At 73.3% G+C, this 13,978-nt stretch carries 12 protein-coding genes; 4 read left to right on the forward strand and 8 right to left on the reverse strand.

Features of this window, described 5'->3' with window-relative positions:
* Nucleotides 1-108: 108 nt before the first annotated feature.
* The 5 genes from WMF17_RS03590 to WMF17_RS03610 form a co-directional block, all read right to left on the reverse strand.
* Nucleotides 109-1,500 carry a DUF1552 domain-containing protein gene (locus WMF17_RS03590; RefSeq protein WP_437600560.1) on the reverse strand — a complete coding sequence of 464 codons (1,392 nt, stop codon included), beginning with the start codon at nt 1,498-1,500 and terminating at the stop codon, nt 109-111.
* The gene (locus WMF17_RS03595; RefSeq protein WP_437648129.1) at nt 1,497-3,224 is read right to left on the reverse strand and encodes a DUF1592 domain-containing protein; all 1,728 of its coding nucleotides are present in this window, start codon (nt 3,222-3,224) and stop codon (nt 1,497-1,499) included. The genes WMF17_RS03590 and WMF17_RS03595 overlap by 4 nt, the downstream gene beginning before the upstream one ends.
* 174 nt (nt 3,225-3,398) lie before the next feature.
* Complete coding sequence (locus tag WMF17_RS03600; RefSeq protein ID WP_437600562.1) at nt 3,399-4,106, reverse strand: hypothetical protein; 708 nt, start codon at nt 4,104-4,106, stop codon at nt 3,399-3,401.
* Nucleotides 4,103-4,867: a tetratricopeptide repeat protein gene (locus WMF17_RS03605; RefSeq protein WP_437648130.1), complete on the reverse strand. Its 765-nt coding sequence runs from the start codon at nt 4,865-4,867 to the stop codon at nt 4,103-4,105. The genes WMF17_RS03600 and WMF17_RS03605 overlap by 4 nt, the downstream gene beginning before the upstream one ends.
* On the reverse strand, nt 4,864-5,409 hold the full coding sequence (locus WMF17_RS03610) for an RNA polymerase sigma factor (protein WP_437578103.1): 546 nt from the start codon (nt 5,407-5,409) through the stop codon (nt 4,864-4,866). The genes WMF17_RS03605 and WMF17_RS03610 overlap by 4 nt, the downstream gene beginning before the upstream one ends.
* Nucleotides 5,410-5,694: 285 nt before the next feature.
* On the opposite strand from WMF17_RS03610, the gene WMF17_RS03615 reads away from it, so the two are divergent.
* Nucleotides 5,695-6,630 (forward strand): hypothetical protein, encoded by a 936-nt coding sequence (locus WMF17_RS03615; protein WP_437648132.1) that lies wholly within the window; start codon nt 5,695-5,697, stop codon nt 6,628-6,630.
* 418 nt (nt 6,631-7,048) lie between these two features.
* Here the strand turns inward: WMF17_RS03615 and WMF17_RS03620 are convergent, their stop codons facing one another.
* Nucleotides 7,049-7,312: a hypothetical protein gene (locus WMF17_RS03620; protein ID WP_437648134.1), complete on the reverse strand. Its 264-nt coding sequence runs from the start codon at nt 7,310-7,312 to the stop codon at nt 7,049-7,051.
* 279 nt (nt 7,313-7,591) lie between these two features.
* Between WMF17_RS03620 and WMF17_RS03625 the strand changes: the two genes are divergently transcribed.
* Nucleotides 7,592-7,924 carry a hypothetical protein gene (locus WMF17_RS03625; protein WP_437600566.1) on the forward strand — a complete coding sequence of 111 codons (333 nt, stop codon included), beginning with the start codon at nt 7,592-7,594 and terminating at the stop codon, nt 7,922-7,924.
* 138 nt (nt 7,925-8,062) lie between these two features.
* Entirely contained in the window at nt 8,063-9,205 is a 1,143-nt protein-coding gene (locus WMF17_RS03630) for a D-alanine--D-alanine ligase family protein (protein WP_437600567.1), read from the forward strand.
* Between the two features lie 25 nt (nt 9,206-9,230).
* On the opposite strand, the gene WMF17_RS03635 is transcribed toward WMF17_RS03630, so the two are convergent.
* Together WMF17_RS03635 and WMF17_RS03640 are read right to left on the reverse strand one after the other, a co-directional pair.
* Nucleotides 9,231-10,328 (reverse strand): GHMP family kinase ATP-binding protein, encoded by a 1,098-nt coding sequence (locus tag WMF17_RS03635; RefSeq protein ID WP_437648135.1) that lies wholly within the window; start codon nt 10,326-10,328, stop codon nt 9,231-9,233.
* Between the two features lie 271 nt (nt 10,329-10,599).
* The gene (locus WMF17_RS03640) at nt 10,600-11,103 is read right to left on the reverse strand and encodes a hypothetical protein (protein ID WP_437600569.1); all 504 of its coding nucleotides are present in this window, start codon (nt 11,101-11,103) and stop codon (nt 10,600-10,602) included.
* A gap of 300 nt (nt 11,104-11,403) precedes the next feature.
* Here WMF17_RS03640 and WMF17_RS03645 point away from each other — a divergent pair, with 300 nt between their 5' ends.
* Nucleotides 11,404-13,725 carry an ATP-binding domain-containing protein gene (locus WMF17_RS03645; RefSeq protein ID WP_437600570.1) on the forward strand — a complete coding sequence of 774 codons (2,322 nt, stop codon included), beginning with the start codon at nt 11,404-11,406 and terminating at the stop codon, nt 13,723-13,725.
* Nucleotides 13,726-13,978 lie beyond the last annotated feature (253 nt).

Genomic DNA, 13,978 nt, shown 5'->3' on the forward strand with positions numbered 1-13,978 from the left:
GTGTGCGACATCCGTGCCGCCTCGCCGCGCTGCGCGCTGCGTGCCGCGGCTGCGCGTGCGGGCGGGGGCGGCGGCCGCCACGTGGCCCGCCGCCCGCGGTTCAGGCCGTCAGACCACGAGGCCCGGCAGCGGCCCGGTGCACACGCCGGGAATGCCAAACGTGGTCACGTCGTCGAGGCCCATGGCGTTGCACACCGACACGAGCAGGTCGTTGTGCGGCAGGTCGGCGTAGTTCATGGCGCGGCCCATCTTGAAGTACCCGCCCGCGCCGCCCGCGAGCACCCAGGGGATGTCCTTGTACGAGTGCGTGTTGCCGGCGCCGAGCTCGTTCCCCCAGAGCAGCAGGGTGCTGTCGAGCATCGAGCTGCCGTCCACTTCCCTGGCGAGCGCCAGCTGATCCAGCACGTACTGCACCTGCTCGCTGTGCCAGCGGTTGATCTTCACGAGCTTCTCGCTGGCGACCGCGTCGTCATCGCCGGCGTGGGAGAGCTCGTGGTGCTCCTCGTTCACGCCGATCCAGGGGTAGTATTGCCAGCTATCGGCGTTGGCCCACATGAACGTGGAGACGCGGGTCATGCCGCAGATGTGCGCGAGCAGCATCAGATCGGTCTGCAGCCGGCCGACCTTCGGATAGCTCTCCATCGCGCGCGTGTCGAACTTCTCCGGCATCGCGAGCGGCGTGCACGAGACCGCCGAGCTCTGCAGCCGCTGCTCGATGTTGCGAATGCCGCCGAGGTGGGCCTCGAGCCGATTCCTGTCCTCGGCGCCGACGCGCGCTTGCAGCCGGCCGATATCGTCCTTGAGGAAGTCGAGCACGCTGCGGCGCTCGGCGATCCGCCGCTGCAGCTCCGTGTCGGAGAGATCCGCGTCGGCGAAGATGCGCGCGTACACCTGGAACGGGTCGTCGACGGCGATGTTCGGCTGGTTCGGGCCGCGGTACGAGATGACGCGCAGCGGCTCCTGCCCCTCGATGCGCACGCCGAACTCGAGCGACGGGAACGGGCTGTCGCCGCCGATGCGCTGGGCGATGGCCTGATCGACCGAGATGCGATCCGCCCAGCCGGCAGGGCCGCCCGCGCCGGTGAAGCTGCCGGCGAGCAGCGAGCCGCCCGTCAGCATCGCGCCGGGGCCCTTCATGTGCGGGCCGCCTGGCTTGTTCGCGCTCGGGACGCCGAGCTCGTCCTCGACGGTCGAGCTCATGTGCACGCCCTTGAGCACAAGCATCCTCTGCTTGTGCTCCTCGAGCGGCGCCAGGATCGGGCCGAGCGAGAGCGGCGCTTCGTGCGCGTCTCCCGGCTGGAAGAACGACGACGGCACCGTGCCGTTCGCCGAGAAGATGCCGATGAAGCGCCTGGCGCCCGGCTGCCTGGCGTCCTGTCCGAACACCGTGGCGCTCCGCCAGATGGGGCTCGTGAGCGCGACGGTCAGGGCGCCGAGCCCGCCGAGCAGCTTGCGGCGGCTGATCTGGGTCCGGAGATCGATCGGGCCTCTTCGCTTCATGGCATCTCCTGCGTGGGCGTGTGCGTGTCGATCGCGCGACGGTAGAGGAAGGCGTCCGTCGCCACGATGGCGCGGGGCAGCGCGTTCAGATCCTGACCGGCGGCCCTGAAGGTCTCGAGCAAGCTCTTCATCGAGCAACCATCCATGTCCTGTTCGAAGCGGGCGATCGCGAAGCGGAACCACTGGCGCGCCACGCACTCTTCCACCTCGGCGCTGCCCGCGAGCATGGCCCCGAGCTCCGCCACGCCCACGAACTCGCCGTTCATGTCGCGGGTGGCGATCACCCTGCCGCTCGCGTCGACCGGCCTGCCGCCGTCGAGCTCGCGGTGGCGGCCGAGCGCGTCGTAGCTCTCGAAGCCGAAGCCGATCGGGTCCATCAGCTGGTGACAGGCGACGCAGCCCGGGTCCACCTCGTGCTGCGAGAGCCGCTCGCGGGTCGAGCTGCTCTGGTCGACCTCGGGCGGCTTGGGGATGTTCGCCGGCGGGGCCGGCAGCTGCTGGCAGAGCAGGGCCTCGCGCACGAACTTCCCCCGGTAGATCGGCGAGCTCTCGGCGGGCTTCGCCTGCACGGCGAGCAGCGCCGGGAGCGTCAGGAGGCCCGACGCGGTGCCGTCGGTGCGCTCGAGCGCCTGGAAGGAGTCGCCGCCAGTGACGCCGTAGTACCCGCCCAGGTCCTTGTTGTAGAAGACGGTCGTCGAGGTGAAGAGCGCGCTCAGCTTGCCGCCCTCGTCGCGGAGCACGTGCTCGAAGAAGGCGTCGGCCTGCCCGCGCAGCGACTCGCGGAACGATCGAGATTGCCACTCGGGGAAGGCGCTCTCGTCCTTCACCACGCCGGTCACGCCGTTCAGGTGGGTCCAGCTGCCGAGGAAGCGATTGACAAGCTTCTTGCCGCGCTCGTCCTCGAGCATCCAGCCGAGCTGCGCCGCGACGCCCTCCTTGCTGGTCAGGCTGCCGCCTTCGATCGCCTCGTCCAGCCGGGCGTCGGGCAGGGTGCCCCACAGCGTGTAGGAGAGGCGAGCGGCCACCTCGTACGGAGAGAGCTTCACGGCCCGATCGCCCACCTTCTCCGCGGTGCCGATCTCGACGCGGTACAGGAAGCGCGGCGATTGCAGCATGCCGCGGAGCAGGAGCTCGATCCCGTGCTCGTAGCTCGTCTCCGCGCCGGCGCTGAAGAGCTGCAGGTGTCGCTCGATGTCCGCCGCGTCCGTGAGCGGCGCGCGGTAGGCGCGGGCGCCGAAGGTCACGACGAGCTGGCGCGCGCACGCGCGCGGCTCGGCGCCGCCCTCGCAAGGCGCCACCTCGCCGAGCGACGTCGGATCGCCGACGATCGCCGCGGCGATGGCGTCCGCCGCAGCCTGGAAATGCTCGAGCTCGACCTGCGTCACGTCCGGCTGCAAGAGACCGAACGCCGACGCCTCGTTCGCGGGACCGAGCGCCGCCTCCAGGCCGGGCACGTCCCCGGCGAGGTCGCGCACGGTGTTCAGGTACTGCTCCCGCGAGAGCAGGCGCATCGGCGAGGGCCCAGGATCGACGACGTTCGCGTCGCACGCCAGCGCCTCGCCGGGGCCCATCGACCCCGAGCCTCCGCTGCTCGAGCTGCCCCCCGCGTCGTCCCCGGGCGACGAGCCGTCGCCGCCGCCGCCCAGGTTGCCGATACACGCCGACAGCGTGAACGCCAGGGCGAGCAGACCCACGCTTCCGTGAGCGGTGGATTGTTCAATCAAGGATGGTTTCATTCATGGCTCCGCTCGGGACTACCGGCACCTCCGGGTAGGTGGCGAGCGAGCACTGGCGCGATCACATTTTATCGCCGACGAACCGCGGAGACGCTTTGATTGGGTACGAAAGGGTGTGTCTCCGGGCGACGAGCTCCGGCTCGGTGGCGGGAGCGGCTCGGCTCATGGCCCTTCGATGTGGCAGCACACCGAGCAATCGTAGGCATCGAGCGCCTCGCGCCCGGCGCACGCGACGGGGCCGCATTCGGTTCCCTTCAAGGCGCCGCAGCTCGGGAGGCATTCACCGCCGATCTCGATCGAGTGCGGCGGATCGCAGGGCGTGTCGTTGCCCGGAGGCTCGTCGCCATCCGGCGTGAAATACAGCCGATCGAGCCCCACGCCGTCGACGGCATCCGCGATGACGAGCTCGTGAGCTCCCGCCGCGAGGGAGAAGCGGAGCGGCTCGCCGTAACGAGTGTCGTCGTGGAGATCGTCCCAGAACCAGATGTCGCCGACGCTGATGCGCCAGAGGGTCCAGGGGCCGCCGTCCACCCGGAACCAGAGGCGGTTGTTGATGGCGTTCGGAGCGTGAATCCGCCCCCAGATCACGTACTCTGCGCCGCTCGGCGCCTCGAAGCGGTAGCGAGCGCGCGCGAGCCCCGGCGCCTCGCCCGAGCTCACCCCGCCGGGGGGTACGATGAAGCGGCCCCCGGAGGCGCGGCTGTCCTCGCCCACGGTGAAGCCTTCGCTCAGCTCTCCGAGCTCCGCCTCGACGTACGACGCGCCGGACACGACCGGCGTGAAGGCGCCGACCGAGGTGATCTCCGCATCGCACCCGGAGGCCGCGAGGCCGCCGAGCGCCGCGATGCACGCGGCCGGCCAGCGCTTCACGGCGGATCCAGGAACCGCTTCAGCTTCGCGCTGTGGGGGCTCCCGGGATATTGCTTGACGAAGGCCTGCGCGCGCCGCTTCGCCTCCTGCGCGTTGCCGCGTGCGGCCAGCACGTCGATGGCCAGCACCTCGCGCTCCTGCCGGAGAACGCCCCTCGGGAACTGCGCGCGCAGGCGCTCGAGGGTCGCCGCAGCCGCCGCCACATCTCCGGAGCGCAGCTCGGCGCGCGCCTCCATGAGCAACGCGCTCTCGGCGCGCAGCAGGTCGGTCGGCTTCGGCCCGCTGTCGGCCGGCTTCGGTCCGCTCGGCCTCCGGCTCGGCTCTCCCGCGGTCGGACCCGCCACCGACGGCTCGGGGAGCGCCCTGGGCTCTGGCGCCGACATCACCGGGGCCTGCGGCACCACCGCCGGCGCCGGCTCCTCGCCCGCCGCGCGGTGCGACGCGGGCGCCTCGACAGGAGTTGAGAGCGCCAAGTAGGCGCCGCCGAGCACCACGCCGCCGCTCACGAGCACCGCCGCTGTCTTGATCGCGAGCGCCGTCGACCCCAGCGAACCGACTCCCGCTCTCGTGGCGGCGGCGGCGCCGGCGCCGGTCGTGACGCCGACGGCCGCCCCCGCGGCCAGCTGGCTCGCGATACCGCGCCACGCGCGCTCCTTGGCGCCCTCGGGCGGACCCACGTGGCGCACGCTCCCCAGGAGCTCGCGCTCGAGCGGGTCCGCTCCGCTCCTGGCGCTCAGCAGTCGTTCCGGATCCCCCGTCACACGGCCTCCTTTCGGTCCGTGCCTTGCGCCAGGGCGAGACGCTTGACCTCGCGCGAGAAGGTCTCGCGCGCCAGGCGAAGGCGTGAGCGCACGGTGCCCACGGAGATACCCAGCAGGTCGGCGATATCCTGACCGGACATCTCCTCGAGCTCGAACAGGACGAACACGAGGCGCTGCGGCTCCGGCAGCTTGTTCAAGAGGACCTCCGCCGCCTGCGCGCGCTGTCGCGACTCCGCGCTCAGCGCAAGATCCTCGGGCGCGGCGCCATAAAGGTCCATCTCCGCGGCGTCGGTCGTGACCTCGCGCCGGAACCGCGCGGAGCGCCGGTAGTCGCTCGCCACCCGATGGCAGATGCCGAAGAGCCAGGTCGTGATGAGCGACCGACCTTCGAACTCGGCGAGCTTCAGGTGCGCGGTCAAGAACACCTTCTGCGCCAGGTCGAGCACGTCCGCCTCGCGCACGCCAAGGCGCCTGAGCGAGCACCAGACGAAGTTGAAATGCGCGTCATAGAGGGCTCGAAACTTCGGGTCCGGTGTGCTCATGCCCGTGGCGTCCGGGGGACCTGCTAGCGAGCGAGATGAACGCAAGCCGCGGGCGCGGGCGCGGGCGCGGGCGCGGGCGCGGGCGCGGGATTTTTCAGGAACGATATCACTCGGCCACCTAGTGGGGAGCTCGGCCCGGGGCGATCACAAAAAAATGCGCGTGCACCGGGCTGCGGCTAGGCTCGCGCCGTCCCCATGCGGAGCAGTCGCGCTCTTCTCGTCGGTTGCTGCGCGGTTCTGGCCACCTCGGGGGCTGCCAGCGCGCACACCGGGCCGTATCTGAGCGTGACGCGCGGTGACGGCGCCGAGAGCTGTCCGGACGCGGCGCGCCTCATCGAGCGCGTCGAGCAGCTGCGCGGTCGACCCGAAACGGGGGCGAGCGGCGCCTACCACGTCGACTTCACCCGCGGCGCCGACGGCTTCGGCGCGGCCATCCGCAGCGGAGGCGGCGCGCGTGTGCTGCGCGATCGCGGTCCCAGCTGCGCCGCGCTCGAGCAGGCGACGGCGGTGACGCTCGCCCTGCTGCTCGACTCCGACGCGCGGGCGTCGTCCCTGCCGGTGCCCGACGCCGGCGCGCGCGACGAGCCTTCGCCTGCCCCCGAAGCGCCGGCGCCTCCGCCCGCGGCTCCGGCCCGGGCGCCGCTCGCGCCGCCCGGGCCCACGGGAGGCGGCGCGCGGGAGGGCGAGGGCGAGGCGCCGCGCTCGGAGCGCGGGGCCACGCGGCTCACGCTGGCGGCCGGCGCCGCCGGCCTGTTCGGCGTGGTGCGCCCCGTGGCGCCCGCGCTCTCCGCGGAGCTCGGCGTCGGCGGCGCGCGATTTCGAACGACGCTTGGCGCCCTATGGCTTGTTCCTCAGACGCTGAAGCACGGACCGGGCGAGCTCCGCGAAACGCTGCTCGGCGGCGCCGTGCGCGCCTGCTTCGCCGCTGCCGGCACGGAGGCGCTGCGCTTCGAGGTGTGCTCCGGCCTTCACGCCGGCCTGCTGAAGGTGGTGGCGAGCGGCTACACGCGAAACGACGTCGCGGAGACGGCGTGGCTGGCGGTGCCGCTCGAGCTGTCGCTGGCGAGGCTGGCAGGTCCGCTCGGATTCGACGTCGGCGCCGCCGCGCTGGTGCCGCTCCGGCGCAACGATTTCTCGGTGGATGGCGTGGGCGTCGCGTACCGCTCGCTGCCGGTCGGAGCGCTTGTGTCGCTCCGCGGCGTCGCCATCTGGCCGCTTTAGAGCGACGGTCACCCGCTTCGGATACGGGCCCACCTCGACGTTTTCGGTGCTCAGCGCACCGGAGTGCGCTTGCGCGCCGAAAACGCCGATCTGGGCCCGTCTCCTGTGCGGGTGACCGCCGCTCTGCTCTGTACGGAGCAGAGGTGGGCGGAAACCGCTGTAGAGCGGCATGTGCCCGATGCGGCCTGGAGCAGCGGACGCGCTTGTGGCAACGCTCCTTCCAGGGGTGGATTCCCGTCTGCTTCTGACGACGGCGCGCGATTTGTATTGTCCAGGCCGCACTTGATAGAGTGTACAATGATCGTAAAGCTCGTCGGGGGCGCCAGCCAGGCCACGTGGTGGCGAGTCGTCGCCGGCCCTCGGTGACGGTGGAGGGGATCTTCGACGGACCTCGATTGGCTCCTCGAGGAGAGCCCCATCACATCGATTCGACCGACTTGAGCATCTCCGGGATGAAGTGGAGTCTCGGCCGGAGCAGCCTGTCGCGGCGCCCGAGCTGCCGGACCTGGAGCATGGCGCCGGACGCGGCGCCGTTCGAGGCATCGAGGAGGTCGTCCGTGAACCTGTAGCTGTAGTTCTCTTGCCTGGTCGGGGTCCTGTCCTGCGCGGCGGCCTCGGGGATCGAGACGCAGAGAACCAGCAGCGCGGCTTTGACCGAAAAGAGCGATCGTGATTTCATCATGCCTCCTCGCCTTCGTCGGACACGAGCGAGGACCGCGCATTGGGACCCTTTTTGCCGGGCTCGATGATGTCGCGCCGCGGAGCACGCCCGCGCGGCCGGGGCGCGCGGAGCTCCCGGCTCCGGGGCGTGCTCCGGCGCCGCGCTCCAGGTGGGGGATGCGCCGCTGTGTTCTGTGCCGACAGGCGCGCTCGATGTCGTCGCGAGGGGCTTCCTGGACGGAGCGCCGGATCCGGCGACATCGCAGGTGACATCGCCGACCTTCCGCGTAGAATCAGCGCGATGCTCATCCGCAGTCGAAGGAGCACGGCTGGCGGCCTCATCGTTGCGGTCGTCGCGGCGCTCGCCGTGGTCGTCCCCGGCGGAGCGGCGGGCGCGGCCGAGGAGGCGCCGGCGAAGGGGGCGAGCGGCATCGCCGTCGGGGTCCAGCTGGAGGCCCTCGCGGACGTCACGGTCGCCCGCGCCGAGGTCGCCCGGGGCTCCAGGGTGAGCGTGGCCCGGCTGATCGAGCGTCAGGGCCGGCTCACCGCCGTCGACGTCGAGCTCGCGGACGGCCACATCGCGCGCGTGGCGATGGCGACGGTCCGCGCGTCGTTCCGCGTCCTCTCCGAGTAACGCGCCCTCTTCCCCGCCGCGCCCCTGCCGGGCCGCGCCTTCTCCCCGCCGCGCCTGCCCGGCAGCGCCTTCTCCCCGCCGCGCCTGCCCGGCAGCGCCTTCTTCGCCCCCGCGCGCGATCGCGGCTAGGGTGCCGCCATGCGGAACCCCGCCAAGGTGCGCGTCGCCGTCCTGTTCGGCGGTCGATCGGCCGAGCACGAGATCTCCCTCCTGTCCGCGCGCTTCGTCGTCGAGGCGCTCGATCGCGACCGCTTCGAGCCGGTGCTCGTCGGCATCGACAAATCCGGCCGCTGGCTGCTCCAGGAAGAGGCGCTGCTGCTCGGCGCGGCGCGCGATCCCCGCCTCGCCCGCCTGAACGAGGCCATGCCCGAGATCTCGCTCGACGCCCACCCGGGCCCTGCCGGCGAGGCGACGCTGACCGTGCCGGGCGGCGCGCGCTCCCCGATCGACGTGGTCTTCCCCGTCCTGCACGGGCCGACAGGCGAGGACGGGTGCATCCAGGGCCTCCTCGAGCTCGCCGGCGTCCCGTACGTCGGCTCCGGTGTCCTCGGCTCCGCCGTGGGCATGGACAAGGACGTGATGAAGCGGCTGCTCCGCGAAGCGGAGCTCCCGATCGTCCCTCACGTCACGCTCCGCCGGGCCGCGTGGGAGCGCGATCGCGGCGCGTGCCTCGAGCAGATCGCCGGCCTGTCCGCCGCCGGGACGGGCCGCTTCGGGCCGATCTTCGTCAAGCCCGCGAACCTCGGATCGTCCGTGGGGGTCCGGCGCGTGGCGGCGCGCTCCGAGCTGGAGGCGGCGGTCGAGCACGCCTTCGAGTTCGACCTGAAGATCGTCTGCGAGCAGGGCATCGAGGGGGTGCGCGAGATCGAGTGCTCCGTGCTCGGCGACGACGATCCCATCGCCTCGGCGCCCGGCGAGATCGTGGTCGGGCACGCCGATGGATTCTACTCCTACGCCGCGAAGTACATCGACGCGGAGGGCGCCACGATCAGGATCCCGGCCGACCTCTCCCCGGCCGAGGCGAACGCCGTGCAGCTGCTCGCGCTCCGCGCGTTCCGCGCGCTGGAGGCGTCGGGGATGGCGCGCGTCGACCTGTTCCTCTCGCCCGATCGCGAGCTGTACGTGAACGAGATCAACACCCTCCCCGGCTTCACGGCGATCTCCATGTACCCGAAGCTCTGGGAGGCGAGCGGCATCCCGCCGCGCGAGCTGGTCGGGCGGCTCATCGCGCTCGCGCTGGAGCGCGGCGCGCGCAAGGCCCGCCTCCGCACGAGCGCCTAGGGCCGCGCCCGCGCTCAGCTCCCTCTCACGCCGGATCGCGCCGCACGCCCGCCGCCCCGATCGCAGGCCGCCGCACGAGGCACGGCCCGAGGGCGTCCAGGAGGCGCGCGTGGCGCTCGGCGGGCGCCCAGACGAGGATGTGCCCTCCGCCGCCCGCGCCGCACATCCGGAGCACCTCGACCCCGAGGCCGTCGAGCCTCCGCTCGAGCGCGCGCGCCATCGCGCTCGCCGCCTCCGAGAGGCGCGCCTTCGCCGCGGCCCCGCGGCGCATCCCCGAGAGCACCAGCGCGAGCGAGCCGATCTCGAAGCCGCGAACGACCTCGCCGGCCGCGGCCACGAGCTCGCCCTTCGCCTCGCTCGCCGCGCCGGGGTCCATCCGATCCAGCACGTCGCCGGACACGCGCCGCACCGCCGTGTCGACGAGCAGCAGCCCGGCCGAGAGCGCGGGCACGAGCTCCGGGCAGCCGATCGCGAGCGGGCGCACCCCGGAGCAGCCGCGCGCGTCGAAGGCGAGATCGAGCAGCCCGCCGAACGCCGCGAACACCTGATCCTGCGCGCCGCACGCGTTGCCCAGGCGCTCGCGCTCGATCGCGACCGCCTCGCGCGCGAGCTCCTCCGCCGCGGCGGCCTCCCCGACCGAGGCGCGCAGCGCGAACAGCGCCGCCACGGCCACCGACGCGCTGCCGCCCAGGCCAGCGCCGGGCGACATCTCGCTCTCGACCCGGAGGGCGACCCCGTCGCCCACGCCCGTCGCGGAGAGCGTCGCCTCGATCAAACGGAACGCGAGGTCGTCGCGCGGAGGCTCCCCGCGGCGCCGCGTGAGGACGCGCGGCGCGCCGGCCCCCGCGCCCCCCGCGCCGGCGCCCTCCGTCGGCCGCTGCCCCTGGCCGCGCGCGGCGAGCTCGATCCGCACCCAGCCCCGATCGAACGGCTCCACGATCACGCGCACGCGCAGATCGATCGCCGCGCCCACGACGCGCCCGCCGTCCTGCCGGGCGACGCCCGGCAGGTCGCTGCCTCCTCCGGCGAAGGAGACGCGCATCGGCGCGCTCGCGGCCGCGTGCCACAGCGGGCTTCGCAGCGTTCGCGGCGCGGAGAGGGAGCCGGCGCAAGGGGTGCTCATGCTGTCCTTCAGTGCAGGCGCGATCCACCTCGAGGCGAGAGGGCCCCAGGGGACCGAGGCGGGGCGCCCCGCGGCGGCACCCTGTGCAGGGAGCGAGCCAGCGATGGAGCGCCCGGCGTGCACGCACGCCCGCGCCCGCGGAGAGATCGAGCCGCGGCCTCCAGCGCCGTCCTCCGGTGATGCCTGCGCGCCGCGCGGTGTTCGTTGGGGTTGGGTCGTGGACGGAGATCACGGGAGCGGCCCGGCGCGTCGCGCCGCCCGCCGGCGGCGCTCAGTTCAGGTCCTTGCTCGCCGGCTCGTCCCGGGGCGCGGGCTGCGCGCGCGCCGCGTCGAGGATCCGGTCGATGACCCTGAGCCCGGCCGCAAACATGTCCCGCTCGGCGCGCTCGCCCCCGGCGTGCACCTCGGCCGCCTTCTCGCGCAGGGTGAGCGCGTCGCGGCGGACGACCGGGAGGCGGGCCGCGGCGGCCGCCTCGGCGATGCACCCGGCGAGATCATAGACGAGGAACGCGTCCTCCTCGCTGACCCGCGGCTCCGCGCGGCGAACGCCTGCGCGCGCGCGCGCAGGCGCTCCGCCTGCGCGACCCCTGTGGACGTACGGCGCGACCTCGCGAGCGTCGTCGTCCCCGAGCGAGCCGGCGGAGACGCGGTCGAGCAGGCACGTCAGCTCGGCCCGGTAGGCGGCGAGGACGAGCGCGCAGAGCGCCCCGCGATCGCGCAGCGAGTAGAGGATCAGCTCGAGGAGCCGGTCGGACCGGGTCGCGCAGTTTTGCATCGCTGCCTTGTACGGTGTTCGCCCCCGCGACCTCAATCCCGAACGCCACCGCCCGCGGCGGATCCACCGGCGGACGCAGGGCGCGTTACGCCGCGAGGGCGCTCGGCCGGCGCGCGCCGCCCGAGCGCCGACGTGCTGCCAGCGCGCGGTCGAGGTGGGGGGCCCCACGCGGCAGTTGCGGAGCTGAGCCGGATCGGTCAATAGGTCCGACCCTCCTGCGTCAACGGGCAGCGACAGATGTCTGCCGTGCTGACGCTGCTGCTCAGCCTGTCACCTGATCCTCATCGCATCGGCATTCCCGTGACCGCGAATCGTTCTACGAGCCCCACGCACACCGAAGAGCAGTCCACCGAGCCGACCTCGGCCACCGTCATGACCTCGCCGACCCAGCCCGCCGACGGCGCGCCCGGCGCCGGGCTGAGCGCGCAGGGCGAGGCGATCGTGAGCGAGGAGGAGGCCCTGCTCGCCCGCGTGACCGCGCACCTCGCCTCCGTGGCGACCAAGCCGTCGCGGCCGCCGCCCATCGAGAACCACGAGGAGCAGCTCCTCTCGCTCCGCGATCAGATCGCGGCGGCGCGGCTGGAGGACATCCCGGCGCTGGTGCAGCAGATGGAGCGCCTGCAAGGGATCGCCGCGCGGCGGAGCGAGAACGTTGTCGAGCCCGTCGATCCGAAGGCGCCCTACTTCGGCCACCTGCGCCTGCGGGAGAAGGGCCGTCCCGAGCGCGACGTGCTCATCGGGCGCACGACGCTCGTCGACGCGAGCGCGGGCGTGCGGATCGTCGACTGGCGCCACGCCCCGGTCAGCCAGATCTACTACCGTTACGAGGAGGGCGCGGACTACGAGGAGACCTTCGGCGAGCGCGAGGTCGAGGGCACTGTGCTCGTGCGGCGCACCGTGACCATCGACGGCGGCGAGCTCTGCCGCATCTCGGCGCCGCAGGGGACGTTCGTGCGGGCCCCCTCGGGCTTCCGCGAGATCGCGACGCGGGCGGCCGAGCTCGCCGGCGGCCAGGGCAGCGCGGTGCGCCCGGAGGACATGCGCGACATCGCGCGCGCGGCGACGGGCGGCGCGCGCGGCGGGCTCGGGACCGGGGCGACGTTCCACGCGCGCGAGGACCGGCACCTGCCGGAGATCGCCGCGCTCCTCGACCCGCGGCAGTTCGAGCTCATCTCGAAGCCGGACGCCGGCATCGTGGTCATCCAGGGCGGCGCCGGCAGCGGCAAGACGACGATCGGCGTCCACCGGCTCGCCTTCCTCGCCTACAACGGCGGCCGCCGCTTCACCGCCGACAAGATGCTCGTCATCGTCGGCAGCCCCGCGCTCCGCGCGTACATCGGCGAGGCGCTCCCCGCGCTCGGCCTGGGCGGCATCGCGGTGGAGACCTTCGCCGAGTGGGCGCGCGCGGCCAGGAAGCGCGCGTTCCCGTGGCTCGAGGCGCCGGTCGAGGAGAACACGCCCTCGGTGGTGACCCGCTACAAGACCCACCCGGCGATGCTCCACCTCCTCGAGCAGCGCGCGTCGGAGCTCAAGGACGACGCGCGGGCGCGGCGCGACTCGCGCGGGACCCTCGCGTTCTGGGCCGACGTGCTCACCGATCTCGACCGGGTGACGGCCGCGTTCGCGGCGGCGAACGACCCCGAGTTCGGCCCCGAGCAGGTGAAGCGCGCGTGGCGCTGGTGCGCGGACCGCTGCCCCGCGGTGCTCGATCTCGACCCCGGCGATCGCGCCGAGCGCAAGGCGGCGATGGCCGACGAGCCCGCGGACGACGGCGACGACGATCGCGGCGCGGACAGGGCCGAGGTCTCGAGCGACGACCGCGCGGTGCTCGATCCGGAGGACGACGCGCTCCTCCTGCGGGCGTACCAGCTCCTCCGGGGCGAGCTCCGCAAGGGGAAGAACGTGCTCGTCTACGAGCACCTCTTCGTGGACGAGGCGCAGGATCTGGCGCCGATCGACCTGGCGGTGCTGCTCGGCGTGGTGGCCGAGCCGCGCAGCGTGACCCTGGCGGGCGACACCGCGCAGCGGCTCTTCATGGACTCCGGCTTCCGCGACTGGCGCGCGACGCTCGACGACCTGGGCCTGTCGCGGGTCGACGTCGAGCCGCTGCGCATCGCGTACCGCTCGACGCGCGAGGTGCTCGCGTTCGCCCGCGCGGTGCTGGGCCCGCTGGCGGATCCGACGCCGCCCCTCGCGCCGCGCAGCGGCGCGCCGGTCGAGCACCACCATTTCCCAAGCGCCGGCGCCGCCGTCGCGTTCCTGGCGGACGCGATCCGCCCGCTGTTCGCCCGCGAGCCCCGCGCCACGCTGGCGATCCTGGCGCGCCACCCCGAGCAGGCGGACGTCTACTACGACGCCCTCAAGATGGCGGAGGTCCCGAACCTCCGGCGCGTGCGCGCCTACGAGTTCGCGTTCCGCCCCGGCGTCGAGGTGACGGAGATCCGGCAGGTGAAGGGCCTGGAGTACGACTACGTGGTGCTGGTCGACGTGAACGCGTCGACCTACTCGGCGGACGCCGAGTCGCGGCACCTGCTCCATATCGGGGCGACGCGCGCGGCGCACCAGCTCTGGGTGATCTCGACGGCGGCGCCGTCGCCGCTCGTGCCGGACTGGCTGGGCTGAGGGACGGGTAGGGGGCCACCGCCACCGGGGCTGCGGCGGCTGCGGCGGCTCCGGAGCGAGCGCCGCGCGCCCGGGCCGGCGACTCCGCTGCTGCGCGCGGAAGCGGCGCGCGCGGAAGCGGCGCGCGCGGAAGCGGCGCGCGCGGAAGCGGCGCGCGCGGAAGCGGCGCGCGCGGAAGCGGCGCGCGCGGAAGCGGCGCGCGCGGAAGCGGCGCGCGCGGAACCCATGCCGCCTCGGCTCGCTCGTCTGATCG

It is taken from the genome of Sorangium sp. So ce362 (assembly GCF_051519845.1).
GTDB lineage: Bacteria > Myxococcota_A > Polyangia > Polyangiales > Polyangiaceae > Sorangium.